Source organism: Streptomyces sp. B93 (assembly GCF_018070565.1).
Taxonomy (GTDB): domain Bacteria; phylum Actinomycetota; class Actinomycetes; order Streptomycetales; family Streptomycetaceae; genus Streptomyces.
Window position 1 is genome coordinate 24092 of record NZ_JAGPXL010000001.1, and the last position, 25472, is coordinate 49563.

Annotated in this window: 21 protein-coding genes and 1 riboswitch; of the genes, 15 read left to right on the forward strand and 6 right to left on the reverse strand. The window is 74.1% G+C overall.

Going from position 1 to position 25472, the window contains the following annotated elements; all coding sequences use genetic code 11:
- Window positions 1–115 precede the first annotated feature (115 nt).
- Together KBY47_RS00135 and KBY47_RS00140 are read right to left on the reverse strand one after the other, a co-directional pair.
- Entirely contained in the window at window positions 116–1243 is a 1128-nt protein-coding gene (locus KBY47_RS00135; RefSeq protein ID WP_210918735.1) for an alpha/beta hydrolase, read from the reverse strand.
- Window positions 1244–1334: 91 nt separating this feature from the next.
- Entirely contained in the window at window positions 1335–2039 is a 705-nt protein-coding gene (locus KBY47_RS00140) for a class II aldolase/adducin family protein (protein WP_210918736.1), read from the reverse strand.
- A 177-nt stretch (window positions 2040–2216) separates the two neighbouring features.
- Here KBY47_RS00140 and KBY47_RS00145 point away from each other — a divergent pair, with 177 nt between their 5' ends.
- The 15 genes from KBY47_RS00145 to cobC all read left to right on the forward strand — a co-directional run bounded on the left by KBY47_RS00145 (window position 2217) and on the right by cobC (window position 21500).
- On the forward strand, window positions 2217–3488 hold the full coding sequence (locus tag KBY47_RS00145) for an inorganic phosphate transporter (RefSeq protein WP_210918737.1): 1272 nt from the start codon (window positions 2217–2219) through the stop codon (window positions 3486–3488).
- Between the two features lie 32 nt (window positions 3489–3520).
- Complete coding sequence (locus tag KBY47_RS00150; RefSeq protein ID WP_210918738.1) at window positions 3521–3742, forward strand: hypothetical protein; 222 nt, start codon at window positions 3521–3523, stop codon at window positions 3740–3742.
- Between the two features lie 173 nt (window positions 3743–3915).
- Window positions 3916–3990: riboswitch (cobalamin riboswitch) on the forward strand.
- Window positions 3991–4120: 130 nt separating this feature from the next.
- A complete protein-coding gene (locus KBY47_RS00155; RefSeq protein ID WP_210918739.1) occupies window positions 4121–5074 on the forward strand; it encodes a cobalamin biosynthesis protein in 954 nt (317 codons plus the stop codon).
- The gene (locus KBY47_RS00160) at window positions 5071–6582 is read left to right on the forward strand and encodes a cobyric acid synthase (RefSeq protein WP_210918740.1); all 1512 of its coding nucleotides are present in this window, start codon (window positions 5071–5073) and stop codon (window positions 6580–6582) included. The genes KBY47_RS00155 and KBY47_RS00160 overlap by 4 nt, the downstream gene beginning before the upstream one ends.
- Entirely contained in the window at window positions 6579–10232 is a 3654-nt protein-coding gene (cobN, locus tag KBY47_RS00165; RefSeq protein ID WP_210918741.1) for a cobaltochelatase subunit CobN, read from the forward strand. The genes KBY47_RS00160 and cobN overlap by 4 nt, the downstream gene beginning before the upstream one ends.
- Entirely contained in the window at window positions 10229–12223 is a 1995-nt protein-coding gene (locus KBY47_RS00170; protein WP_210918742.1) for a putative cobaltochelatase, read from the forward strand. Before cobN ends, KBY47_RS00170 begins: the two co-directional genes overlap by 4 nt.
- Window positions 12223–12822 carry a cob(I)yrinic acid a,c-diamide adenosyltransferase gene (cobO, locus tag KBY47_RS00175; RefSeq protein WP_210918743.1) on the forward strand — a complete coding sequence of 200 codons (600 nt, stop codon included), beginning with the start codon at window positions 12223–12225 and terminating at the stop codon, window positions 12820–12822. The genes KBY47_RS00170 and cobO overlap by 1 nt, the downstream gene beginning before the upstream one ends.
- On the forward strand, window positions 12819–14288 hold the full coding sequence (locus KBY47_RS00180; protein ID WP_374103044.1) for a cobyrinate a,c-diamide synthase: 1470 nt from the start codon (window positions 12819–12821) through the stop codon (window positions 14286–14288). Before cobO ends, KBY47_RS00180 begins: the two co-directional genes overlap by 4 nt.
- The gene (gene cobI, locus KBY47_RS00185) at window positions 14273–15022 is read left to right on the forward strand and encodes a precorrin-2 C(20)-methyltransferase (protein WP_210918745.1); all 750 of its coding nucleotides are present in this window, start codon (window positions 14273–14275) and stop codon (window positions 15020–15022) included. The genes KBY47_RS00180 and cobI overlap by 16 nt, the downstream gene beginning before the upstream one ends.
- Window positions 15023–15197: 175 nt before the next feature.
- On the forward strand, window positions 15198–16019 hold the full coding sequence (gene cobM / locus KBY47_RS00190) for a precorrin-4 C(11)-methyltransferase (RefSeq protein ID WP_210918746.1): 822 nt from the start codon (window positions 15198–15200) through the stop codon (window positions 16017–16019).
- Window positions 16016–17251 carry a precorrin-6y C5,15-methyltransferase (decarboxylating) subunit CbiE gene (gene cbiE / locus KBY47_RS00195; protein ID WP_210918747.1) on the forward strand — a complete coding sequence of 412 codons (1236 nt, stop codon included), beginning with the start codon at window positions 16016–16018 and terminating at the stop codon, window positions 17249–17251. Before cobM ends, cbiE begins: the two co-directional genes overlap by 4 nt.
- On the forward strand, window positions 17248–18936 hold the full coding sequence (gene cobJ / locus KBY47_RS00200) for a precorrin-3B C(17)-methyltransferase (RefSeq protein ID WP_210918748.1): 1689 nt from the start codon (window positions 17248–17250) through the stop codon (window positions 18934–18936). Before cbiE ends, cobJ begins: the two co-directional genes overlap by 4 nt.
- Entirely contained in the window at window positions 18933–19520 is a 588-nt protein-coding gene (locus KBY47_RS00205; RefSeq protein ID WP_210918749.1) for a precorrin-8X methylmutase, read from the forward strand. Before cobJ ends, KBY47_RS00205 begins: the two co-directional genes overlap by 4 nt.
- A complete protein-coding gene (locus KBY47_RS00210; protein WP_210918750.1) occupies window positions 19517–20455 on the forward strand; it encodes a sirohydrochlorin chelatase in 939 nt (312 codons plus the stop codon). The genes KBY47_RS00205 and KBY47_RS00210 overlap by 4 nt, the downstream gene beginning before the upstream one ends.
- Window positions 20445–21500, forward strand: a complete 1056-nt coding sequence (gene cobC / locus KBY47_RS00215; protein ID WP_210918751.1) for an Rv2231c family pyridoxal phosphate-dependent protein CobC — start codon at window positions 20445–20447, stop codon at window positions 21498–21500. Before KBY47_RS00210 ends, cobC begins: the two co-directional genes overlap by 11 nt.
- A gap of 74 nt (window positions 21501–21574) precedes the next feature.
- Here the strand turns inward: cobC and KBY47_RS00220 are convergent, their stop codons facing one another.
- From KBY47_RS00220 to KBY47_RS00235, 4 genes are all read right to left on the reverse strand, one after another.
- The gene (locus KBY47_RS00220) at window positions 21575–22489 is read right to left on the reverse strand and encodes an SCO1860 family LAETG-anchored protein (protein ID WP_210918752.1); all 915 of its coding nucleotides are present in this window, start codon (window positions 22487–22489) and stop codon (window positions 21575–21577) included.
- A gap of 226 nt (window positions 22490–22715) precedes the next feature.
- Window positions 22716–23807, reverse strand: coding sequence for an amidohydrolase family protein (locus KBY47_RS00225; protein ID WP_210918753.1), 1092 nt, complete (start codon window positions 23805–23807; stop codon window positions 22716–22718).
- 21 nt (window positions 23808–23828) lie between these two features.
- The gene (locus tag KBY47_RS00230; protein WP_210918754.1) at window positions 23829–24638 is read right to left on the reverse strand and encodes an amino acid ABC transporter ATP-binding protein; all 810 of its coding nucleotides are present in this window, start codon (window positions 24636–24638) and stop codon (window positions 23829–23831) included.
- The gene (locus KBY47_RS00235; protein ID WP_210918755.1) at window positions 24635–25471 is read right to left on the reverse strand and encodes an amino acid ABC transporter permease; all 837 of its coding nucleotides are present in this window, start codon (window positions 25469–25471) and stop codon (window positions 24635–24637) included. The genes KBY47_RS00230 and KBY47_RS00235 overlap by 4 nt, the downstream gene beginning before the upstream one ends.
- Window position 25472: the final 1 nt, after the last annotated feature.

Below are 25472 nucleotides of genomic sequence, written 5' to 3' on the forward strand. Positions count from 1 at the left end.
CAGAGCACGGGGTCCAGCAGGGGGTCGGGAGGGGTGATCAAGCCACTGATACGGCCTTGAACGGATCGCAAACGGAATGGTGACGGGCGGGTGGACGGGGGGTGCCCGGCGAGGGTCACATCAGGGGGGTGAGAAAGCGGCGGAGGGATTCCTCGTAGCCCTCGGGATCGGCGTTCCACATGGCGCCGTGCGGCGCCTGGCGGACGGTGCGCAGGGCGACGCGGTCGGGACGGCGGGCGGCGAGGCGCCGGGAGGGGGCCCAGGGGGCCACGGTGTCGTCGGGGCCGTGGAAGATCAGGGTGGGGACGTCGAGGCGGTCCGGTGTGGCGGTGCTGTCGAGGCGGTCGCCGTGCAGGCCGGCGCGGCCCTGGGCGGCGCGGACGGCGAGCGGCAGCAGCACGCCCGGGGTGCGGTGGGCCGCGGCCAGGGCGCGCAGGGTCGCCTCCCAGTCGAGCACCGGGGAGTCCAGCACGAGGCCGGAGACGTTCTCGCGTACCGGGGAGTGGGTGGCGGTGTGCAGTGCCATGGCGGCGCCGGTGGACCAGCCGTGCAGCACCACCCGCCGGGCGCCGTATCTGAGGGCGTACCGGATGGCGGCGTCCACGTCGCGCCACTCGGTCTCGCCGAGGTGGTGCAGGCCGTCCGGTGAGCGGGGGGCGCCGAGGTCGCCTCGGTAGGCAAGGGAGAGCACGGGGAAGCGGAGGCGGTGCAGCAGGCCCATGACGTTCATGGGGTGCTCCCGGGTGGCGCCGAGGCCGTGCACCATGATCATCCAGGTGTCGCGGGCACCGGGCACGAACCAGGCGGGCAGGGGACCGAGTTCGCCGGGGATGTCGACGTCGGCGTGGTCGAGGCCGAGGGCGGTGCCCGGGTTGCCGATGTGCACGGTCGGGGTGAGCCAGACCCTGTCGCCGGGTTCCAGGGTGCCGTGGGTGACGCGTTCCAGTCGGCGTACGACGGTGTCGGCGGGGTGGGAGTCGGTGCGCAGGACGGGGCCGACGACGGCGTGGGAGCCGTCCCCGGCGAGGCCGTAGCGGCCGGGGCGCAGGGAGGCGAGGTCGCGGGTGAGGGCGATCTGCCCCGCGGCCGTGCCGTGCACGGTGAGCCGGAGTTCGGTGGGCAGGGGCCGTCCCGGTGGCGCCTTGAGCGCCGCGGCGCTGGCGAACCGGCCGACGGCGACCGCTGCGGCGCCGGCCCCTATCACGGCGGTGACGGCCGCGGCCGTCGCTCTGACAGTGCGCACGGCTCCAGTGTCGGGGCGGACCTGGTGACGGGCCAGCCGGAGGACGGGGCCGGGTGATGCGAGGGGGGAGGGAGGCGGGGGCGTGCCGGGGTCAGTCGCCGGGCGCCGGGTCGCGCTGCCCGTACCCCCTCAGCCGCTCTCCGGCCTCCCTCAGCTGCCGTGCTGACAGCAGGGCGGGCGAGCGGCCGGGCAGGGCGGAGGCGGTGAGCCAGAGGCGGCACATCCACTCCAGTTGTGCGGTGCGGTCGTAGGCCTGGTCGAGGGTGTCGCCGTAGGTGAGGGTGCCGTGGTTCTGGAGGAGGCAGCCGGAGCGGCCGGTGAGGGCGCGCAGCATGTTCTGGGCGAGTTCGTCGGTGCCGTAGGTGGCGTAGGGGGCGACCCGGACGGGTCCGCCGAGCGCTCCGGTCATGTAGTGGATGGGCGGCAGTTCGGGGACGAGGGTGGAGACGGCGGTGGCGTGCACGGCGTGGGTGTGGACGACGGCGCGCGCGTCGGTGGCGCGGTAGACGGCGAGGTGCATGGGCAGTTCGCTGGTCGGGACCAGGGTGCCGCGCACCTGGTGTCCGGCGAGGTCGACACCGGTCAGGTCGTCCGGGGTGAGCCGGTCGTAGGGCACGCCCGAGGGGGTGACCAGGACGGTGTCGCCGACGCGGACGGAGACGTTGCCGGAGGTGCCGACGACGAGGCCGTCGGCGACGGTGCGGCGGGCGGTGGCCACGAGCGCCTCCCAGGCCCGCGCCTCCTCGCCGTCCGCTGCGCCCCGGTCGTCTCGCTGATCGTGTCGTGGTCCGGCCATGCCGTGATCCTGCCAGCCGTGCGAGGGGGGCGGCGAGCCGCGGGGTGACCAGGATCTCCTCGGTCCATACCTCAATCCATACTCACGGACACCCTGAAGCCCTCCTCAGTTCACCTTTCGTTCACCTGGGTTACCTACGTTCATCCAGCCAATGACCTCGAACGATTGCCCGGGTAAATGGAAGGCATCTCGCTGATCCTCGCGATTGTGGTGGTAACCGCACTCGCGTTCGATTTCACGAACGGTTTCCACGACACCGCGAACGCGATGGCCACCACCATCTCGACCGGTGCGCTGAGGCCCAAGGTCGCGGTGGCCATGTCCGCCGTGCTCAACCTTGTCGGTGCGTTTCTCTCCGTGGAGGTCGCCAACACGATCTCCAAGGGGCTGGTCGACGAAAGCGGTATTCGTCCCGAGGTCATCTTCGCCGCCCTGGTCGGCGCGATCCTCTGGAACCTGGCGACCTGGCTCGTCGGACTGCCGTCCTCCTCCTCGCACGCCCTGATGGGCGGTCTGATCGGCGCCACCATCGCCTCCGCGGGTGTCGGCGCCGTCCACGGTGACGTGCTCGTCACCAAGGTGCTGATCCCCGCCATCGCCGCCCCGCTGGTCGCGGGCATCGCCGCGATGCTGGCCACACGCCTGACCTACCGCCTTGGCCGGAAGGCCGACGGCAAGGCCGCCGAGAAGGGCTACCGCGCCGGGCAGATCGCCTCCGCGGGCCTGGTCTCCCTGGCGCACGGCACCAACGACGCCCAGAAGACGATGGGTGTCATCACCCTCGCCCTGGTCGCCGGAGGCGCCGTCGCCCCCGACTCCGACCCGCCCATGTGGGTCATCCTCTCCGCGGGCATCGCCATCGCCCTCGGTACCTACCTCGGCGGCTGGCGCATCATCCGCACCATGGGCAAGGGCCTGACCGACCTCCAGCCGCAGCAGGGCTTCGCCGCCCAGACCAGCGCGGCGACGGTCATCCTCGCCTCCTCCCACCTCGGCTTCTCCCTCTCCACCACGCACTCCGTCTCCGGTGCGGTGATGGGCGCGGGCCTGGGCCGCAAGGGCGGTGTGGTCCGCTGGTCCACCGCCACCCGGATGTTCGTCGCCTGGGGCCTGACCCTCCCGGCCGCCGCGCTGGTCGCCGCGCTCGCCGAGTACGTGACCGGCTTCGGGGACTGGGGCACCGCGCTGGTCGCCGTCTTCCTGGTCGCCTCCAGCGCCTACATCTGGAAGATGTCCCGCCGTGAGGTCGTCGACCACACCAACGTCAACGACACGGACGACACCGGCCCGGTCACCGGCGCCGAGGAGTCGGCCGGGGTCGTCACCGCGGCCATCGCCGCCGTGACCCCGCCCCCGACCGCCGCCGCGGCCGAGGAACTGGTCGCCACCGTCCCCGCCCAGGCGGAACCGGCCAGCCCGGACACCAAGGCACCGCAGGCCACGGTCTGAGCCCGCATCCAGGTACGTAAGGAACTCAGCAGATGAAGATCGACTGGGCGGCCCTCGGCTCCGTCTTCGGCGTCAGCCTCGTGGCCACCGTGGCCCTCGTGGCCCTGTTCACCCTCGGCATCGCGGGCCTCTCCCGTCATGAGCGCGCCTCCCAGCGGGGCGGCTCGGACGCGGTCGCGGTGACCGGCGCGTACGCCTGCTTCGCGGCCTGCGCGGCGGCGGTGGCGTACGGGATCTATCTGATCGTGGCCTAGGGCCGCGACGCACTCCGCCCTGCGGGGCGCCCACGAGCGCTCCCCGCAGGGCGGAGCCATGTCCGCACGCGTCCCGGTGTGGGCCTCCACACACTCCAGCCTCGCAGGTCAACGGCAAGTTGACGGCCCTTCGGGGGGCATGGTGGACTGCCCGGGCCATGTACGGCGGCAGGAGAGGAAGCCCGGTGCGAATCCGGCGCGGTCCCGCCACTGTGACCGGGGAGGACATCCCCGGGAGCCAGGAACTCTCACCGCCGGTCTCGTCGAACCAGGGCGTGGACACCCTGAGTGAGGACATACCGCGATGCTCGGCTGCCGATTGCGCCCCCGGACGACAAGCGCCCCCCATCCGTCCGACCCCACGGTCGGCTGAGCCCGATGCGTGCCGGTCGCGTCTTCGCGTACGGCGCCACCGTCGGCCTCCTGGGTGACCTCCTCCTCGGCGATCCGCGCCGCGGGCACCCGGTGGCCGTGTTCGGGCGTGCCGCGAGCGGTGTGGAGCGGGTGCTGTGGCGTGACCACCGCGGCTGGGGCGCCCTGCACACCGCGGTGTGCGCCGGTGGCGCCGTCGCCCTGGGTGCCGTGGCGTCCCGGGTCGTACGCCCCTCCCCCACCGCCTCCGTCGCGCTGACCGGCGTCGCCACCTGGGCGGTCGTCGGCGGTGCCTCGCTCGGCCGGGAGGCCCGGGCCATCGGGCGTGCGCTTCAGGCCGGGGACGTCGAGGGGGCGCGGGAGCGGCTGCCGCACCTGTGCGGGCGGGACCCGCAGGCGCTGGACGCGGACGGGATCGCCCGCGCGGTCGTGGAGTCCGTCGCCGAGAACACCTCCGACGCGGTGGTGGGCGCCCTGGTGTGGGGCGCCGTCGCCGGGGTGCCGGGGCTGCTCGGCTTCCGCGCCGTGAACACCCTGGACGCGATGGTCGGGCACAAGTCCCCCCGGTACCGCCGCTACGGCTGGGCCTCCGCCCGCCTCGACGACCTCGCGGGATGGCCGGGGGCACGGCTGACCGCCGTACTCGCAGCCCTGGCGGGAGACGATCCGCGCGGTGCCGTACGGGCCTGGCGTGCGGACGCGGCGAAGCATCCGAGCCCCAACGCGGGGCCGGTGGAGGCGTCGTTCGCGGGCGCGCTCGGGGTGCGGCTCGGCGGGACGCTGTCGTACGGGGGGCGGGTCGAGCACCGGCCGGTCCTCAACGGGGACGCCGGGCGGTCCGTCGCCGTGGCGGACGTGGAGCGGGCGGTGCGGCTGTCGCGCCGCGTGGGGCTGCTCGCGCTCGGCGCGTGTGCCGCCGGGCGGCTGCTGATCGGCAGGAGAAGGGGGCGTACGTCATGACCGGTGGGGGGCTTCTCGTCGCGGGCACCACGTCCGACGCCGGGAAGAGCGTCGTCACGGCCGGGATCTGCCGGTGGCTGGTGCGGCAGGGCGTGAAGGTGGCGCCGTTCAAGGCGCAGAACATGTCGCTGAACTCGTTCGTGACCCGCGAGGGCGCCGAGATCGGGCGGGCGCAGGCCATGCAGGCGCAGGCCTGCCGGGTCGAGCCGACCGCGCTGATGAACCCGGTGCTGCTCAAGCCGGGCGGGGAGCAGTCCAGTCAGGTGGTGCTGCTCGGCAAGCCGGTCGGTGAGCTGAGCGCCCGTGGGTACCACGGCGGGCGGCAGCAGCGGCTCCTCGGGACCGTGCTGGACTGTCTGGCCGAGTTGCGGGGCACGTATGACGCGGTGATCTGTGAGGGGGCGGGCAGTCCCGCCGAGATCAACCTGCGCCGCACCGACATCGTCAACATGGGCGTCGCCCGCGGCGCCCGGCTGCCCGTGCTGGTCGTCGGGGACATCGACCGGGGCGGTGTCTTCGCCTCCTTCTTCGGGACCGTGGCACTGCTGTCGCGGGAGGACCAGGAACTGGTCGCCGGGTTCCTCGTCAACAAGTTCCGCGGGGACGTGTCCCTGCTGGAGCCGGGCCTCGACATGCTGAACGGCCTCACCGGGCGCTGGACGTACGGGGTGCTGCCGTACCGGCACGGGCTCGGCATCGACGAGGAGGACGGACTCCGGGTCTCCCTGCGCGGGGCCGTGCGGGAGTCGGACGTCGCCCCGCCCGTCGGCGAGGACGTGCTGCGCGTCGCCGTCTGCGCCGTGCCGCTGATGTCCAACTTCACCGACGTCGACGCGCTGGCCGCCGAACCCGGCGTCGTGGTGCGGTTCGTGGACCGGCCGGAGGAACTCGCCGACGCGGACCTGGTCGTCGTACCGGGGACGCGCGGCACGGTCCGGGCGCTGGAGTGGCTCCGGGAGCGAGGGCTCGGGGAGGCGCTGGTGCGGCGGGCCCGCGAGGGGCGCCCCGTGCTCGGGATCTGCGGCGGGTTCCAGGTCCTCGGTGAGCGCATCGAGGACGAGGTGGAGAGCCGCCGGGGTCAGGTGGACGGGCTCGGCGTCCTCCCCGTACGGGTGCGGTTCGCCCGCGAGAAGACTCTCACCCGGCCCGTCGGCGAGGCCCTCGGCCAGCGGGTCGACGGCTACGAGATCCACCACGGGGTCGCCTCCGTCGAGGGCGGCGATCCCTTCCTCGACGGCTGCCGGGTCGGTCAGACCTGGGGCACCCACTGGCACGGCTCACTGGAGTCGGACGGCTTCCGGCGGGCCTTCCTGCGCGAGGTCGCCGCCGCCGCGGGCCGCCGCTTCACCCCCGCCCCCGACACGTCGTTCGCCGCGCTGCGCGAGGAACAGCTCGACCGGCTCGGCGACCTGATCGAACAGCACGCGGACACGGACGCGCTGTGGCGGCTCATCGAGTCCGGCGCGCCACCAGGACTGCCCTTCATCCCACCGGGAGCGCCCGCATGAGCACAGTGTTGTTGTTGTCGACCGCCGACACCGATCTGCTGGCCGCGCGGGCCTCCGGCGCGCCCTACCGGATCGGCAACCCGACCCGCGTGGACGTCGCCGCCGAGCTGCCCGCGCTGATCGAGGGCGCGGACCTGGCCGTCGTACGGCTGCTGGGTGGCAAGCGCGCCTGGGAGGAGGGGCTGGCCGCGCTGAAGGCGTCCGGGGTGCCGACCGTGCTGCTCGGCGGGGAGGCCGTGCCCGACGCCGAGCTGATGGCGGAGTCGTCGGTGCCCGCGGGGGTGGTCGCGGAGGCGCTGCGCTACCTGGTGGAGGGCGGGCCCGCCAACCTGACCGAACTCGCCCGGTTCCTCTCCGACACCGTGCTGCTGACCGGTGAGGGGTTCGAGGAGCCGCGGAAGATGCCGGAGTACGGCGTCCACGGGGAGCGCCCGCTCCCGGACGGCCGTCCGACCGTCGGCGTGCTCTTCTACCGGGCCCATGAACTCAGCGGCAACACCGCCTTCGTGGACACCCTCTGCGACGCGATCGAGGCGAAGGGCGCCAACGCGCTGCCCGTGTACTGCGGTTCGCTGCGCGACGCGGACGCCGGGCTGTACGAGCTGCTGGGCCGGGCCGACGCGCTCGTCGCCACCGTCCTCGCCGCGGGCGGCACCCACGCCTCGCAGGCGTCCGCGGGCGGCGACGAGGAGGCCTGGGACGTGGGCGCGCTCGCCGAGCTGGACGTGCCCGTGCTGCAAGGGCTCTGCCTGACCTCGTCGCGGGCCGCGTGGGAGGAGTCGGACGCCGCGCTCTCCCCCATGGACGCGGCGATGCAGGTGGCGATCCCGGAGTTCGACGGGCGGCTGATCACCGTGCCGTTCTCCTTCAAGGAGCAGGGCCCGGACGACGTCCCGGTGTACGTCGCCGACCCGGAGCGGGCCGCGCGGGTCGCCGGGATCGCCGTGCGGCACGCCCGGCTGCGGCACAAGCCGAACGCCGAGAAGCGGATCGCGCTCGTCTTCACCGCCTACCCGACCAAGCACTCCCGCGTCGGCAACGCGGTCGGCCTGGACACCCCCGCCTCGGCGGTCCGGGTGCTGGACGCCCTGCGGGACGCCGGGTACCGCGTCGAGGGCCACCCCGACCAGGGCGACGAGCTGATCCACCGGCTGATCGAGGCCGGTGGCCACGACGTGGAGTGGCTGACGGAGGACCAGTTGGCCGCCGCTCCGGCGCGGGTGCCGCTGGCGGACTACCGGGCGTGGTTCGAGAAGCTGGACCCGCGGCTGCGGGAGGCGATGGTGACGGCGTGGGGCGAACCGCCGGGGTCGCTGTACGTCGACGGGGACGACATCGTCCTGGCGTCCCTGCGGTTCGGGAACGTCGTGGTGATGATCCAGCCGCCGCGCGGCTTCGGCGAGAACCCCATCGCCATCTACCACGACCCCGACATGCCGCCGTCGCACCACTACCTGGCGGCCTACCGCTGGCTGGAGAACGGCTTCGGCGCGGACGCGGTCGTGCACATGGGCAAGCACGGGACGATGGAGTGGCTGCCGGGCAAGGGCCTGGGGCTGAGCGGCGGCTGCGCCCCGGACGCCGTCCTCGGCGACCTCCCGCTGGTCTACCCGTTCATCGTCAACGACCCCGGCGAGGGCACCCAGGCCAAACGGCGCGGGCACGCCACCGTGGTCGACCACCTGGTGCCGCCGATGGCCCGCGCGGACACCTACGGGGACCTGGCGAAGCTGGAGCAACTGCTCGACGAGTACGCGCTGGTGTCCGACCTGGACCCGGCGAAGGCCCCGGCCGTGCGGGCGCAGATCTGGACGCTGGTGAAGGCGGCCGAGCTGCACCACGACCTGCATGTGGCCGAGCAGCCCGACGACGACGCGTTCGACGAGTTCGTCATGCACATCGACGGCTATCTGTGCGAGATCAAGGACGTGCAGATCAGGGACGGGCTGCACATCCTCGGCGGCGGCCCGGTGGGCGAGCCGCGCGTGAACCTCGTCCTGGCGGTGCTGCGGGCCTCGCAGGTGTGGGGCGGGCAGGCGAACGCGCTGCCCGGGCTGCGGGCGGCGCTGGCGGCGCACTTCGGGCTGGTGGAGAAGGAACTGCTGGCCGAGCCGGGGGCGCCGGTGAAGGTGCCGGTGGAGCTGACGGACCTGGTGGACGGCCCGGCCCGGTCCGCCGCCGACGCGGTCGACCTGCTGGAGCAGCTGTGCAGGCGCGCCGCGGAGGGCATGGAGGCGCGCGGCTGGGACGCCGCGGCGGTGCCCGCGCTGGTCCGTGAGGTCATCGGCACGGAGCTGCCGGAGGCGGTGGCGGTCCTGGAGTTCGCCTGCACGGAGGTCGTGCCCCGGCTGGCGCGTACGAGCGACGAGATCGGGCACATCCTGCGCGCCCTGGACGGCGGTTACGTCCCGGCCGGGCCCTCCGGTTCGCCTACGCGCGGGCTGGTCAACGTCCTGCCGACGGGCCGCAACTTCTACTCCGTCGACCCCAAGGCGATCCCGTCCCGGCTGAGCTGGGAGGTCGGGCAGTCGCTCGCGGACTCGCTGGTGCAGCGGTACCTGACCGACACCGGCGAATACCCGAAGTCGGTCGGCCTCACCGTCTGGGGCACCTCCGCGATGCGCACCCAGGGCGACGACATCGCGGAGATCCTGGCGCTGCTGGGCTGCCGTCCGGTGTGGGACGACGCCTCAAGGCGGGTGACCGGCTTCGAGGTGGTGCCGCTCGCGGAGCTGGGACGGCCGCGCATCGACGTCACGGTGCGGATCTCCGGCTTCTTCCGGGACGCGTTCCCGCACGTGGTGGGGCTGATCGACGACGCGGTACGGGCGGTGGCGGAGCTGGACGAGCCCGCCGACGCCAACTACGTACGGGCGCACGTGGACGAGGACACCGCCGGGCACGGCGACCGGCGGCGGGCGACGGCCCGCGTCTTCGGCTCCAAGCCCGGGGCGTACGGCGCCGGGCTGCTGCCGCTGATCGACGCGCGGAACTGGCGGTCGGACGCGGACCTCGCCGAGGTGTACGCGGTGTGGGGCGGCTACGCGTACGGGCGCGGCCTCGACGGGCGGGCGGCCCGGGGCGACATGGAGACGGCGTTCCGGCGGATCGCGGTGGCGGCGAAGAACGTCGACACGCGCGAGCACGACCTGGTCGACGCGGACGACTACTTCCAGTACCACGGCGGCATGGTCGCCATGGTCCGGCACCTGACGGGCGCCAGCCCCGAGGCGTACGTCGGTGACTCCGCGACACCGGACCAGGTGAGGACGCGGACGCTGGGCGAGGAGACCCACCGGGTGTTCCGGGCGCGGGTGGTCAACCCGCGCTGGATGGCAGCCATGCGGCGGCACGGCTACAAGGGCGCCTTCGAGATGGCGGCGACCGTGGACTACCTCTTCGGCTACGACGCCACGGCGGGCGTGGTCGACGACTGGATGTACGAGAAGCTCAGCGCCGAGTACGTCTTCGCCCCGGAGAACCGGGACTTCATGAAGCGGTCCAACCCGTGGGCGCTGCGCGGCATCACCGAACGGCTGCTGGAGGCGGCGGACCGGGGGCTGTGGGCGGAGCCGGACGCGGAGACGCTGGAGCGGCTGCGGGCCACCTATCTGGAACTCGAAGGCGACCTGGAGGGTGACGACAAGTGACCACCCCGTTTCCGTTCTCGGCCGTCGTGGGTCAGGACGACCTGCGCCTGGCGCTCCTGCTGAACGCGGTCTCCCCGCAGGTCGGCGGTGTGCTGGTGCGGGGCGAGAAGGGCACCGCCAAGTCCACGGCCGTACGGGCGCTCTCGGCGCTGCTGCCCGGGGTCGCGGTCGTCCCGGGCTGCCGTTTCTCCTGTGATCCCACGGCACCGGACCCCTCCTGCCCGGACGGGCCGCACGAGCGTGGCGACGGTGCCGCACGGCCCGCGCGGATGGTCGAGCTGCCCGTCGGCGCCTCCGAGGACCGGCTCGTCGGCGCGCTGGACATCGAGCGGGCGCTCGCGGAGGGCGTGAAGGCCTTCGAGCCGGGCCTCCTCGCCGACGCGCACCGGGGCATCCTCTACGTCGACGAGGTCAACCTCCTCCACGACCACCTCGTCGACCTGCTGCTGGACGCCGCCGCGATGGGTGCCTCGTACGTCGAGCGCGAGGGCGTCTCCGTGCGGCACGCCGCGCGGTTCCTGCTGGTCGGGACCATGAATCCCGAGGAGGGCGAGCTGCGGCCCCAGCTCCTCGACCGGTTCGGGCTGACCGTCGAGGTCGCCGCGTCACGGGAGCCGGAGCAGCGGGTGGAGGTCGTACGGCGGCGGCTCGCCTACGACGACGATCCGGCGGGTTTCGCCGCGCGGTGGGCGGACGAGGAGGCCGCCGTACGGCAGCGGATCGGGGCGGCGCGGGAGTTGCTGCCGTCGGTCCGGCTGGGCGACGGGGCGCTGCGGCAGATCGCGGCGACCTGTGCGGCCTTCGAGGTGGACGGCATGCGGGCCGACATCGTGATGGCGCGGACGGCCACCGCGCTGGCGGCCTGGGCCGGGCGCACGGAGGTGCTGGCGGAGGACGTGCGGCAGGCCGCGCTGCTGGCGCTGCCGCACCGCAGGCGCCGCAATCCCTTCGACGCGCCGGGCCTCGACGAGGACAAGCTCGACGAGACGCTGGAGGAGTTCTCCGGGGAGGGGGACGGGGGCGGGGACGACGATCCGGACCCGGGGCCCGGTGGGCCCGGCGGTGGCGGGCAGCCCGGTCCGCAGGACGGTGACGGCTCCGCGCCCCCTGAGGCCGGGGACGGGGGCGAGTCGCGGACTTCGGCAGCCGGGGCGGGTGAGCAGTCCGCCGTGCGGGCCGCCGAGCCGTTCCGGACGAAGGTGCTGAGCGTGCCCGGGATCGGCACGGGTGCCGCCGGGCGGCGGTCCCGGGCGCGGACCGAGCAGGGGCGGACGATCGGGGCCCGGCGGCCCCAGGGGGTGCTGTCGAAGCTGCACCTCGCGGCGACCGTGCGGGCGGCGGCACCGCACCAGCGGGCGCGGGGCCGCGGCGGGGCCGGGCTGGTGCTGCGCCGGGACGACCTCCGGCAGGCGGTGCGCGAAGGGCGTGAGTCCAATCTCGTGCTGTTCGTCGTGGACGCCTCCGGGTCGATGGCGGCGCGGCAGCGGATGAGTGCGGTGAAGGGGGCCGTGCTGTCGCTGCTGCTGGACGCGTACCAGCGCCGGGACAAGGTGGGGCTGGTGACGTTCCGGGGGTCGGCGGCCGAGGTCGCGCTGCCGCCGACGTCGTCGGTCGACGCGGCGGCGGCCCGGCTGGAGTCGCTGCCCACGGGTGGCCGTACGCCGCTGGCGGCCGGGCTCCTCAAGGCGCATGACGTGCTGCGGGTGGAGCGGCTGCGGGACCCCTCGCGGCGCGCGCTGGTCGTCGTGGTGACGGACGGACGGGCCACCGGCGGGCCCGAGCCCGTGGCGCTGGCCTCCCGCGCCGCGCGGCTGCTCGCGGCCGAGGAGGTCGCCTCGGTGGTCGTGGACTGCGAGTCGGGGCCGGTGCGGCTCGGGCTCGCGGGGCGGCTCGCCGGTGAGCTGGGCGGCAGTGCCGTGACGCTCGACGAGCTGCGGGCGGACGCGATCGCCGGGTTGGTGAAGGACGTGACGTCGAGGAGGGCCGCGTAGTGCCGCAGGGGCAGCCGAGTGTCGTGCCGGAGGACGGCCTGACGACACGTCAGCGGCGTAACCGTCCGCTCGTCGTCGTGCACACCGGCGTCGGCAAGGGGAAGTCCACCGCCGCCTTCGGGCTCGCGCTGCGGGCCTGGAACCAGGGGTGGCCGATCGGGGTGTTCCAGTTCGTCAAGTCGGCGAAGTGGAAGGTCGGCGAGGAGCGGGCGCTGCGCGTGCTCGGGGACTCCGGGGAGGGCGGCTCCGTCGCCTGGCACAAGATGGGCGAGGGCTGGTCCTGGGTGCAGCGCGACGCGCAGCTCGACAACGAGGAGAAGGCCCGGGAGGGCTGGGAGCAGGTCAAGCGTGACCTGGCCGCCGAGACGTACCGGCTGTACGTGCTGGACGAGTTCGCGTACCCGATGCACTGGGGGTGGGTCGACACCGACGAGGTGGTGGAGGTGCTGCGGGCGCGGCCCGGGACCCAGCACGTCGTCATCACCGGGCGGAACGCACCGCGGAAGCTGGTCGACTTCGCCGATCTGGTGACCGACATGTCCAAGGTGAAGCACCCGATGGACGTCGGGCAGAAGGGGCAGAGGGGCATCGAGTGGTGACGTGTGCCGTCCCTCGGCTGGTCGTCGCGGCGCCGTCGTCGGGCAGCGGCAAGACCACCGTCGCCACGGGGCTGATGGCCGCGTTCGCCGCGCGGGGGCTGGCCGTGTCGCCGCACAAGGTCGGGCCCGACTACATCGATCCCGGCTACCACGCGCTGGCCACCGGGCGGGCGGGGCGCAACCTCGACGCGTACCTGTGCGGGACGGAGCTGATCGCCCCGCTGTTCGCGCACGGTGCGCGGGGGTGTGACATCGCCGTCGTCGAGGGTGTGATGGGACTGTACGACGGGGCCGCGGGGGAGGGTGAACTGGCGTCCACCGCGCAGGTCGCGAAGCTGCTGCGGGCGCCGGTGGTGCTCGTCGTGGACGCGTCGGCGCAGTCGCGGTCGGTGGCGGCGCTGGTGCACGGGTTCGTGTCGTGGGATCCGGAGGTGCGGGTCGGGGGCGTGATCCTCAACAAGGTGGGGTCCGACCGGCACGAGGCGTTGTTGCGGGAGGCGCTGGAGTCGGTCGGGGTGCCGGTGCTGGGGGTTTTGCGGCGGGTGGATCAGGTGGCCACGCCGTCCCGGCACCTGGGGTTGGTGCCGGTGGCCGAGCGGCGGGGTGCGGCGGTGGGGGCGGTCGCGGCGATGGGGGCACAGGTCGCGGGCGGATGTGATCTGGAGGCGTTGGCCGCGTTGGCGCGTAGCGCTGGGGCGCTGGCCTGTGCGGGGTGGGAGCCGGGTGCGGCTCTGGCTTCTTCGCCCCCGCCGCCCCTTCCCTTCCCGACCCCGGGGGCTGTGCCCCCGGACCCCCCTTTCGGCCCTGAACGGGCCTCGTCCTCAAGCGCCGGACGGGCTGAGAGTGCCGGGTCGGGTGGTACGGCTCCTGTCGTTGCCGTTGCCGGGGGGCCCGCCTTCACCTTTTCCTATGCCGAGCATGCCGAGCTGCTCGCTGCCGCCGGGGCCGAGGTCGTCGTCTTTGATCCGTTGCGGGACGAGGCGTTGCCCGAGGGGACTCGGGGGCTCGTCGTCGGTGGAGGCTTTCCCGAGGTGTACGGCGGTGAGCTGTCGGCCAACGAGGTGCTGCGCAAGGCCCTGCGGCAGCTGGCCATGAGCGGGGCGCCGGTGGCGGCCGAGTGTGCGGGGCTGCTGTATCTGTGCCGGGAGCTGGACGGGCGGCCGATGTGCGGGGTGCTGGACGCCGGCGCGCGGATGTCGGAGCGGCTCACGCTCGGGTACCGGGACGCCGTGGCGGTCAGTGACAGTGTGCTGGCCGCGCCGGGGGCCCGGATGCGGGGGCACGAGTTCCACCGGACGGTCGTCGAGCCGGGGGCGGGGGCGGCGCCCGCGTGGGGTGTGCGGGGCGCGCGGCCCCGGGTGGAGGGCTTTGTGGAGCGCGGTGTGCACGCGAGTTATCTGCACACGCACTGGGCGTCGGCGCCCGGTGTGGCCCGTCGGTTCGTGGAGAGGTGCCGGACGTCATGAGCAGCGACAGCACGTTGGTCGGGGTCGGGGTGGGGCCCGGTGACCCGGAGCTGGTGACCGTCAAGGGCGTCAACGCGTTGCGTGCCGCGGACGTCGTCGTCGTACCGGTGATGGACACGGGTGAGCGGGGGCGGGCCGAGGCGACGGTGTCCCACTACGTGCCGGCGGAGAAGGTCGTGCGGGTGGTGTTCGCGCTGAACGAGCGGACCGACCGGGCACGGCGGGAGGCGGCGTGGGACGCGGCCGGTGAACGGGTGGCGGGGCTGCTGCGGGAGCACGCCCGCGTCGCCTTCGCGACCATCGGCGATCCGAACGTGTACTCCACCTTCACCTATCTCGCGCAGACCGTCGGGGAGCTGGTGCCGGGGCTGGTCGTGGAGACGGTGCCGGGGATCACCGCCATGCAGGACCTCGCCGCCCGGTCGGGTGCCGTGCTCACCGAGGGGACGGAGCCGTTGACGCTGGTGCCGGTGACGGCGGGCGCGGCGGTGCTGAAGGACGCGCTGAGCGGGCCCGGGACGGTCGTCGCCTACAAGTTCGGGCGGCATGCCGCCGAGGTCGCGGAGGCGCTGTGGGACAGCGGGCGGCTGGAGGGTGCCGTGTGGGGGTCGGCGCTGGGGCTGCCGGAGGAGTCGATCCGGCCCGCCGCCGATCTGGAGGGTGCCGTGCTGCCGTATCTGTCGACGCTCATCGCGCCCGCGCGGCGGGACGGTGGGCGGGGCGGGAAGCTGTGACGGAGCGCCGGGCGGTGTCCTCCGCTCATTCGCCGACTCCGACCGCCAGCCCCTTCGCTCCGTGCGCGGCCTGACGGGCCGCCAGCGTCATCAGGAACGCGCCGAGCGCGACGAAGACCGTCGTCCGTAGCAACCGCAGTACACCCAGACACTTCTCAGGAGAGGACTCCGACTCATGGCCGATGCCTCCACCGGCAAGGTGACCTTCGTCGGTGCCGGGCCCGGCGCCGCCGATCTGCTGACGTTCCGGGCGGCGCGGGCGATCGCCGGGGCCGATGTCGTGATCTGGGCGGCGAGCCTGGTCCAGGCGGAGGTCCTGGAGCATGCCCGTGAGGGCGCGGAGGTCCTGGACTCGGCGGCGATGTCGCTGGAGGACGTGGTGGCGGTGTACGAACGCGCGTACGCCGAAGGGCTGCGGGTGGCCCGTATCCACTCCGGTGACCCGGCGCTGTGGGGCGGCACGCAGGAGCAGCTCGACCGGTGTGCGGAGATCGGGATCGAGACCGAGGTGGTGCCGGGTGTCTCGGCGTTCTCCGCGGTCGCGGCGATCGCGCGGCGGGAGCTGACGATCCCCGAGGTGGCGCAGTCCGTCGTGCTGACCCGGCTGGGCGGCGGGAAGACGCCCATGCCGCCCGGTGAGGAGGTGCGGGAGTTCGCCCGGCACGGCACGACCATGGCCGTGTTCCTGTCCGCGGCCCGCAGCGGGCAGCTGGTGCGGGAGCTGCTGGAGGGCGGCTACCCGACGTCCACGCCGGTGGTCGTCGCCCATCAGGCGACCTGGCCGGAGGAGCTGGTGGTGCGGTGCACCGTCGGAACGCTGGAGGAGACGGTCAAGGAGCACAAGCTCTGGAAGCACACCCTCTTCCTGGTCGGCCCGGCGCTCGACGCGCACGGCACCCGCTCGCACCTGTACCACCCCGGGCACTTCCACGGCTACCGCAAGGCCGACCCGGAGGCCCGCAGGGCGCTGCGCGCCGCCCGGGGGACGCGGACGTGATCACGGTCGTCGGTACGGGGACGGGGGCGCCGCCCCCCGAAGAGGCGGTGGCGGGGGCGGAACTCGTGGTCGGCGGGCGGCGCCATCTGGACGCCGTACGGCTGCCCGAGGGGGCGGAGCGGGTGGTGCTCGGGCCGCTGGCGCCCGCGCTGGACACCATCGGCGAGTACGTCGCCAAGGAGCGGCCGGTGGTGGTGCTGGCCTCCGGGGACCCGGGGTTCTTCGGGATCGTACGGGTGCTGGCGGAGCGGTTCGGGCCGGGGCTGCTGGACGTGCGGCCGGGGGTGTCGTCGGTGGCCGCCGCGTTCGCGCGCCTCGGGCTGCCGTGGGACGACGCGGTGGTGGTCAGCGCGCACGGGAGGGCCCTGCGCACGGCGGTGCAGGTGTGCCGCGCGCGGCCCAAGGTGGCGGTGCTCACCGGGCCGGGCAGCGGTCCGGCGGAGCTGGGCGCGGCGCTGCTGCACCACGACCGGATGCTGGTCGTCGCGACCGCGCTGGGCGACCCGGTGCGGGAGCGGGTGGAGCGGGTGACGCCCGCCGAGGCCGCCGCGCGGGACTGGGGTACGGCGGTGAGCGTCGTGCTGTGTCTGGACGGGGCGCGGGCGCTCGGGGCGGCGCGCACGGTCGCGGGGCCGGACGCGATGGGGCCCGGGTGGGCCCTGGACGAGGACGCGTTCGCGCACCGGGACTCGATGATCACCAAGTTCGAGGTGCGGGCGCTGGCGCTGGCCCGGCTCGGTCCGCGCCTCGGTGACCAGGTGTGGGACATCGGCGCGGGGTCCGGTTCGGTGGCCGTGGAGTGCGCGCGGTTCGGGGCCGCCGTCACCGCCGTGGAGAAGACCGCGGACGGGGTGGGGCGCATTCGCGCCAACGCCGCCGCGCACGGTGTCGACGTGACGGTGGTGCACGGGGCGGCGCCGACGGTGCTGGCCGGGCTGGACGACCCGGACGCCGTGTTCGTCGGCGGTGGGGGGCGTGAGCTGCCCGCCATCGTCACCGCGTGCGCGCGGCGCGCCCGCCGTGCGGTGGTGGTGGCCATGGCCGCGCTGGACCGGGTGCCCGCCGCGCGGGCGGCCCTGACACACGCCGGTCTCGACTGCGACGGGGTGCTGTTGCAGTCGTCGCGGCTGGCCCCGCTGCCGGGGGACGTGACCCGGCTGGCCGCGGCCAATCCCGTTTTTCTGCTGTGGGGCGTGCGACCGCGCGCCCGTGACGAAGGAGTTGACCAGTGATCGGCCTGATTTCCGCCACCGCGGCGGGGGCGGCGGCCCGGGACCGGCTGGCTGCGGCCTGGCCGGACCGGACGCGCGTGTACGACGGTGCCGTGCCGGACGCCGTACGGGCCGCGTACGCGCAGTGCGAGCAGCTGGTGTGCTTCCTGGCGACGGGCGCGGTGGTACGGCTGCTGGCGCCGCTGCTGGCCGACAAGCGGACCGACCCGGGTGTGGTGTGCGTCGACGAGGGCGGCCGGTTCGCCGTGTCGCTGGTCGGCGGGCACGGCGGCGGGGCCAATGAACTCGCCCGTGAGGTGGGCGCGTTGCTCGGCGCGGAGCCGGTGGTGACCACGGCGACGGACGCGGTCGGGCTGCCCGGCCTCGACACGCTCGGCTTCCCGGTGGAGGGCGATGTCGCCGGGGTGACCCGGGCGCTGCTGGACGGCGAGCCGGTCGCGCTGGACGCCGAGGTGCCCTGGCCGCTGCCCGCGCTGCCGCTGACCGGGCCCGGGGCGGCGGCGTACACCGTCCGGGTCACCGACCGTGCCGTGGCGCCGGGTGAGCGGGAGGTGGTCCTGCGTCCGCCGTCGCTGGTCGTGGGGGTCGGCGCGTCGAAGGGCGCGCCGGTCGGGGAGGTGCTGGCGCTGGTCGAGGGCGCGCTGCGGGACGCCGGGCTCTCCGCGCGCAGCGTCGCCGAGGTGGCGACCGTGCACGCGAAGGCGAAGGAGCCCGGCATCGTCGGGGCAGCCCAGCGGCTGGGGGTGCCCGTGGTCACCTACTCGGCCGAGGAGCTGTCCCAGGTGGAGGTGCCCAACCCGTCGGACGCGCCGCTCGCCGCGGTCGGCACGCCGTCGGTCGCGGAGGCGGCGGCGCTGGTGCGCGGCGGTGAACTGCTGGTGCCGAAGCGGAAGTCGGCGGCGCGGCCCGCGATGGCGACCTGCGCGGTGGTACGCCGTCCGGGGCGCGGACGGCTCGCGGTGGTCGGGCTGGGGCCGGGCGCGCGGGACCTGCTGACGCCGCGTGCGGAGGCCGAGCTGCGGCGGGCGTCGGTGCTGGTCGGGCTCGACCAGTACGTCGACCAGATCCGCGACCTGCTGCGGCCGGGCACCCGGGTCCTGGAGTCCGGGCTCGGCGCGGAGGAGGAGCGGGCGCGCACCGCGGTGGCCGAGGCGCGGCGCGGGCGGGCCGTGGCGCTGATCGGCAGCGGTGACGCGGGCGTGTACGCGATGGCGTCGCCCGCGCTCGCGGAGGCGAGCGACGACATCGACGTGGTGGGGGTGCCGGGGGTGACGGCGGCGCTGGCCGCCGCGGCGGTCCTCGGGGCGCCGCTCGGCCACGACCACGTCTCCATCAGCCTCTCCGACCTGCACACCCCGTGGGAGGTCATCGAGCGGCGGGTGCGGGCGGCGGCCGAGGCGGACATCGTGGTGACGTTCTACAACCCGCGCTCCCGGGGCCGGGACTGGCAGCTGCCGAAGGCGCTTAAGCTCCTCGCCGAGCACCGGTCGCCGAGGACCCCGGTCGGTGTCGTGCGCAACGCCTCGCGCGCGGACGAGTCCAGCCGGGTGACGACGCTCGGTGAACTCGACCCGGCGACGGTCGACATGATGACGGTCGTGACGGTCGGCAACACCGCGACCCGGCGGATAGCGGGCCGCATGGTGACCCCGCGCGGCTACCGCTGGCAGGAGGAACCCAAGTGAGCCGTGTCGTCCACCCCATCGAGCAGGAGTCCTTCCGGCGGCTGCGCGCCCGCCTGGACACCTCGGGCCTCCCGCCGCTGACCCGGGCGGTGGTGGAGCGGGTCATCCACTCCGCCGCCGACCTGGAGTACGCGGACGACCTCGTCATGACGGAGGAGGACCTGGTCACGGCCCATGCCGCGCTGCACGCCGGGGCGCCCGTCGTCGTGGACGTGGAGATGGTGGCCGCCGGGATCACCCGGCGCGAGACCGTCTGCCGGTTGAGGGACGCCGTCGCCGGTGACGGGCTGACCCGCTCGGCGCACGCCGTCCGGCTCGCCTACGAGCAGGTCGGGCCCGGCGCGCTGTGGGTGATCGGGTGTGCCCCGACCGCCCTGGAGGAACTGCTGACGCTGGACGCCTCCCCCGCGCTCGTCATCGGTCTGCCCGTCGGCTTCGTCGGCGCGGCCGAGTCCAAGGCGGCGCTGCGCGAGAGCGGACTGCCCGCCGTCAGCAACGTGTCCGAGAAGGGCGGTTCGGCGGTCGCCGCCGCCGCCCTCAACGCCCTGCTGTACCACCCGATTTCCGCCGAGGAGAACCAGTGACCACCCCGCCGCCGCCCGCCCTGCTCATCGCCGGTCACGGCACCCGGGACGACGCCGGGGCCGAGGCGTTCCGTGACTTCGTGCGCGAACTGGGGCGCCGCCACCCCGAACTGCCCGTCGCGGGCGGTTTCATCGAGCTGTCCCCGCCGCCGCTGGGCGAGGCGGTGACCGAGCTGGTGGAGCGCGGGGTACGGCGCTTCGCCGCCGTACCGCTGATGCTGGTGTCCGCCGGGCACGCCAAGGGCGACATCCCCGCGGCGCTGGCCCGCGAGAAGGAACGGCACCCGGGGATCTCGTACTCCTACGGCCGTCCCCTGGGCCCGCACCCGGCGCTGCTGTCCGTGCTGGAGCGGCGCCTCGACGAGACGCTCGGCGGCGGCGCGGGCACCCCCGTTGACCGGGCGGACGTGACGGTGCTGCTGGTGGGGCGCGGGTCGACGGACCCCGACGCCAACGCCGAGGTGCACAAGGCGGCGCGGCTGCTGTGGGAGGGGCGCGGGTACGCCGGGGTGGAGACGGCGTTCGTGTCGCTGGCGGCGCCGGACGTGCCGAGCGGGCTGGAGCGGTGCGCGAAGCTGGGCGCGCGGCGGATCGTCGTCCTCCCCTACTTCCTCTTCACCGGCATCCTCCCGGACCGCGTCCGGCGGCAGACCGAGGACTGGGCGGCGGCGCACCCGCAGGTCGAGGTGCGGTCGGCGGACGTCATCGGGCCCGAGCCGGAGCTGCTGGACCTGGTGATGGAGCGGTACCGGGAGGCGGTGCGCGGCGATCTGCGGATGAACTGCGACTCGTGCGTGTACCGGATCGCGCTGCCCGGCTTCGAGGACAAGGTGGGGCTGCCGCAGCAGCCGCACTTCCACCCCGACGACGACGGGCACCACCACGGTCACGGCCACCACCATCACGGAGGGCACACGCACTCCCATGCGCACTGACGGACACGATCTGCGCCACCACGGCGACGCGGAGGTACGCGACGACGGCTCGGCCCTCGTCGACCTCGCGGTGAACGTCCGCGCGGACACCCCGCCGGAGTGGCTGCGCACGCACATCGCCGCGTCGCTGTCGTCCCTCGCCGCCTACCCGGACGGGCGGGCGGCACGTGCGGCGGTGGCGGCGCGGCACGGGCTGCGGCCGGAGCGGGTGCTGCTGACGGCGGGCGCGGCGGAGGCGTTCGTGCTGCTGGCGCGGGCGCTGAAGGTACGGCGGCCGGTGGTGGTGCACCCGCAGTTCACGGAGCCGGAGGCGGCGCTGCGGGACGCCGGGCACAGTGTGGACCGGGTGCTGCTTCGGGCGGCGGACGGCTTCCGCCTGGACCCGGCGGCCGTACCGGAGGACGCGGACCTGGTGGTCGTGGGCAACCCCACGAACCCGACATCGGTACTGCACCCGGCGGCCACCCTCGCGGGGCTCGCCCGGCCGGGCCGGTTCCTGGTCGTCGACGAGGCCTTCATGGACGCGGTACCCGGCGAGCGGGAGGCGCTGGCCGACCGGACGGACGTCCCGGGCCTGATCGTCCTGCGCAGCCTGACCAAGACGTGGGGCCTGGCCGGGCTGCGCATCGGCTACGTGCTCGCGGCACCGGAGACGATCGGCGACCTGGAACGCGCCCAGCCGCTCTGGCCGGTGTCCACCCCGGCGCTGGCCGCCGCCGAGGCCTGCGTGAGCCCACGCGCCCTCGCGGAAGCGGCCCACGCGGCCCACCGCATCGCCGCGGACCGCGCCCACCTCCTCGCGGGCCTGGCGGAGTTCACCCCGGCGGGGCTGACCGTGGCGGGGCCCGCCGAGGCCCCGTTCGTCCTCATCCGCCTCCCGGAGGCCCCCACCGTCCGCCACCGCCTCCGCTCCCTCGGCTACGCGGTCCGCCGCGGCGACACGTTCCCGGGCCTGGACGACCAGTGGCTGCGCCTCGCGGTACGCGACCGGGGGACGACGAACGGGTTCCTGGCCTCGCTGCGACGAGCGATAGCACGGACGTAGCCGCCCACAGCTGCGGGGAGGGACCCTGTCAGCGCCGGGCCGCGCGACCCATCCGACGGCACCACCGGCAGGACTCACGCCCCCCGACGCCGCCGCGCCACCGCCACCGCTCCCCCACCGGCAACCAGCAGCGCCACCGCTCCGCCCACCACATACGGCGTAGCCGAACTACCCCCGGTCTCAGCCAGGTTCGCCTCCGCAGGGGCCCCCTGCGGCTTGACACCCGCGGCAGGCGGCGCGGACGACGCCTCGGCCGAGGCCTCGACGGGGGCGGGCGGCGCCTCGCACCTTGCCTCGGCCAAGGTGACCGCCCCCGTCACCTCCGCCACGTTCAGCTTCAGCGGGTTCACCTCCACGGCGAGTTCCAGCGCCGTCGCACTCGCCGTACTCGTCGTCGTCTCCCGCTGGGACAGTTCGAGTCGCACCTCACCGACACCCGGCACGGCCACCTTCGTCGGCCCGCCCGCCGTCAGGCTGACCCGCTTGCCGAGCACGGTCACCGCCCCCAGCACGTTGGACTCGGCGACTGGCGCCTTCCCGGCCTCGCAGGTCGCCGTGGAGGTGACCCCCTCGATCTCGATGAGGGAGAGCAGAGGGAGGCCGGGGACATGGACCTTGGCGTGCGCCAGCCGCGTGGACGCCTCGGCCTTCGCGTCCGTCACCGTCGCCCTGGCCTGGGCGACGTCCGCGCCCAGGACGGTGAAGGGCTGTCCGCCGTCGACGCCGTCCAGTCGCGCCGTCAGGGCGGTCTTCTCGGCGCTCCGCGGTGCCTCGACCTCGTTGAGGGAGACCGTGAGCGGGACCTGCACGGTCTTGTTGAGCAGGGCCACGTCGAGGCCGGTGCGCAGCACCACGGCACTCGCGCGGCCCTCCTCGGTGGCGTGCGCGGTGCCCGCGCCGGTCAGGGCGGCCGGTCCGGCGGCCAGGGCGGTCGCCGCGGCGACGGTGGTGAGACGGCGTGCGGGCAGGCGGAAGGTGTGGCCGTTCAAGGTGGTGGGACCCCTCAGAAGACAAGAGACTTGCTTGGGACCCGGCAAGAATTACGCACTGAGAGTGAACACGTGGCGATCCTGCGTGACTTCACCCCATCGTGGGGATTCCGTGCGGACTTTCGAATCTGTCGGCACGGTTGTTCCCCGCCGTCACCCACATCCCCCCACCCGGGGGCGCCGACCCGGCGCATGAGCGAGGTTCAACGACCGCTGCCGCCCCCCGTCACGCCCCGTCAACGACCGTCCCGTTGAGCACGATCCGCCGCGGCGCCGCCAGCACCCGTACGTCCGCCCGCGGGTCCTCGTCGTACACCACCAGGTCGGCCGGTGCGCCCTCGTCCAGCGCGGGACGGCCCAGCCAGCGCCGGGCGCCCCAGGCCGCCGCCGACAGGGCCTCGACGGGCGGGATGCCCGCGGTGACCAGCTCCGCCACCTCCCCCGCCACCAGACCGTGCGCCAGCGCTCCCCCGGCGTCCGTGCCGACGTAGACCGGGATGCCCGCGTCGTAGGCGGCCCGGACGGTGTCGTAGCGGGCGTCGTACAGCCGTCGCATATGGGCCGACCAGCGGGGGAACCGGGTCTCGCCACCGGCGGCCAGCTTGGGGAAGGTGGCGATGTTGACCAGCGTGGGGACGATGGCGACGCCCCGTGAGGCGAACAGCGGGATGAGGTCCTCCGTCAGACCCGTGGCGTGCTCGATGCAGTCGATGCCCGCCTCGACCAGGTCCTTCAGGGAGTCCTCGGCGAAGCAGTGCGCGGTGACGCGGGCGCCCAGGCGGTGCGCCTCGGTGATCGCCGCCTCGACGGCCTCGCGCGGCCAGCACGCCGACAGGTCCCCGAGGTCGCGGTCGATCCAGTCGCCGACCAGCTTGACCCAGCCGTCGCCGCGCCGGGCCTCCTGGGTGACGTACGCGACGAGTTCGCCGGGCTCGATCTCGTGGGCGTAGTTGCGGATGTAGCGGCGGGTGCGGGCGATGTGCCGACCGGCGCGGATGATCTTCGGCAGGTCGTCGCGGTCGTCGGTCCAGCGGGTGTCGGAGGGTGAGCCGGCGTCGCGCAGCAGCAGGGTCCCGGCGTCGCGGTCGGTCAGCGCCTGCTTCTCGGCCACGTCCCGGGGCACCGCCCCGTGCGCGTCCAGGCCCACGTGGCAGTGGGCGTCGACCAGGCCGGGCAGCGCCCAGCCGGAGACCGTGCGGACGTCACGGGCGCCGACGGGACGGTCGTAGGAGATCCGCCCGCCGATCACCCACAGCTCGTCGCGGATCTCCTCCGGTCCGACCAGTACCCGCCCCGTGACGTGCAGCACTTCGCTCATGCCCCGCACGATAGCCAGGCGCTACGGGGTCTTGCCCACCTGGTCCGACGTCTCCTCCTCGACCTCGGCCATCGCGGGGTCGAGGAGGCGGGAGAGGAAGTGGCGGGTGCGTTCGTGGCGGGGGCTGCCGATGACCTGCTCGGGGGTGCCGTCCTCGACGACCACACCGCCGTCCATGAAGACGACCCGGTCGGCGACCTCGCGGGCGAAGGTCATCTCGTGGGTGACGACCATCATCGTCATGCCCTCGGTCGCCAGCATCCGCATCACCGCGAGGACGTCTCCGACCAGTTCGGGGTCGAGTGCCGAGGTCGGCTCGTCGAAGAGCATCACCTCGGGGCCCATGGCGAGCGAGCGGGCGATGGCGACGCGCTGCTGCTGGCCGCCGGAGAGGGAGGAGGGGTAGGCGCCCGCCTTCTCCGCCAGTCCCACCCGCTCCAGGTTCTCCGCGGCCACCTTCGCCGCCGTCGCCTTGTCCCGCCGGAGCACCCGTCGCTGCGGAAGCGTCAGGTTCTCGGTCACGGTCAGGTGCGGGAAGAGGTTGAACTGCTGGAAGACCATGCCGATGCGGCGGCGTACGGCGTCGATGTCGACGTCCGGGTCGGTCAGTTCGGTGCCACCGACGAAGACCTGGCCCTTGGTCGGCTCCTCCAGCAGGTTCACGCAGCGCAGCAGCGTCGACTTGCCGGAGCCGGAGGGGCCGATGACGCAGACCACCTCGCCGCGCCGGATCTCCAGGTCGATGCCCTTGAGGACCTCGTTGTCGCCGAAGGCCTTGTGCAGCCCCCGGACCTGGATCTCGGGGACCTCGGGGGTCTCGGCACGGCTCATTTCACGGCCTCCTGGGCCTTGGCCTCCATGCGGCGCACGACGAAGCCGAGCGGGATGGTGATCAGCAGGTAGCACAGGCCCGCCACCAGGATGGGCGTGGAGTTGGCGGTCTGGCTGGCGAGGTCGCGGCCGAACTTCGACAGCTCCCGCTCCTCCAGGGTGACGCCGAGGAACAGCACCAGGGAGGAGTCCTTGAAGAGCAGGACGAGTTCGTTGGTGAGCGGCGGCAGGATGATCCGGAACGCCTGCGGGATGATGATCGAGACCATCGCGCGGGCCGGTGAGAAGCCCAGCGAGCGCGCCGCCTCCATCTGGCCCTTGGGCACCGCCTGGATCCCGGCGCGGATCGTCTCCGCCATGTAGGCGGCGGCGACCAGGCCGAGCGCGAGCGCGACCTTGCCGTAGGTGCCGCCGGGGATCTGCGTGCCGGGGAAGGCCAGGGGCACGGCCACGCCGATGAAGATGAAGATCAGCAGGGCGGGCAGTCCGCGGAAGATCTCGATGTAGACGCCCGCGAGCCAGCGGTAGGGGCCCACGGACGACAGCCGCATCAGCGCGATGAGCATGCCGAGGGCGAGTCCGACGGCGAATCCGGAGACCGTGTAGAGCACGGTGTTCTTCAGCGCCAGCGTGATGACCTCGGGGAACATCTGTTCCGCGATGGCCTTCTGGGCGAACTGGTTCCTCAGCCGGTCCCAGTCCGCCGCCACCGCGAAGGCGATCACGGCGGCGACGAAGACGACGTACTGCGCCCCACGCGACAGGCTGCGCTTCTGCCGTCGCGTGAGGCTCTTCTTCTTCGGCTGTACGGGTGCTGCTTCGATGTCGGCCATG

What these genes read in the sequence shown, in the direction of transcription:
- KBY47_RS00155 (WP_210918739.1), top strand. Translation starts at nt 4,121, where the DNA reads ATGCGTGCCGGTCGCGTCTTCGCGTACGGCGCCACCGTCGGCCTCCTG.
- KBY47_RS00160 (WP_210918740.1), top strand. Translation starts at nt 5,071, where the DNA reads ATGACCGGTGGGGGGCTTCTCGTCGCGGGCACCACGTCCGACGCCGGG.
- KBY47_RS00145 (WP_210918737.1), top strand. Translation starts at nt 2,217, where the DNA reads ATGGAAGGCATCTCGCTGATCCTCGCGATTGTGGTGGTAACCGCACTC.
- KBY47_RS00235 (WP_210918755.1), bottom strand. Translation starts at nt 25,471, where the DNA reads ATGGCCGACATCGAAGCAGCACCCGTACAGCCGAAGAAGAAGAGCCTC.
- KBY47_RS00140 (WP_210918736.1), bottom strand. Translation starts at nt 2,039, where the DNA reads ATGGCCGGACCACGACACGATCAGCGAGACGACCGGGGCGCAGCGGAC.
- KBY47_RS00230 (WP_210918754.1), bottom strand. Translation starts at nt 24,638, where the DNA reads ATGAGCCGTGCCGAGACCCCCGAGGTCCCCGAGATCCAGGTCCGGGGG.
- KBY47_RS00225 (WP_210918753.1), bottom strand. Translation starts at nt 23,807, where the DNA reads ATGAGCGAAGTGCTGCACGTCACGGGGCGGGTACTGGTCGGACCGGAG.
- cobM (WP_210918746.1), top strand. Translation starts at nt 15,198, where the DNA reads ATGGCCGATGCCTCCACCGGCAAGGTGACCTTCGTCGGTGCCGGGCCC.
- cobC (WP_210918751.1), top strand. Translation starts at nt 20,445, where the DNA reads ATGCGCACTGACGGACACGATCTGCGCCACCACGGCGACGCGGAGGTA.
- KBY47_RS00150 (WP_210918738.1), top strand. Translation starts at nt 3,521, where the DNA reads ATGAAGATCGACTGGGCGGCCCTCGGCTCCGTCTTCGGCGTCAGCCTC.
- cobN (WP_210918741.1), top strand. Translation starts at nt 6,579, where the DNA reads ATGAGCACAGTGTTGTTGTTGTCGACCGCCGACACCGATCTGCTGGCC.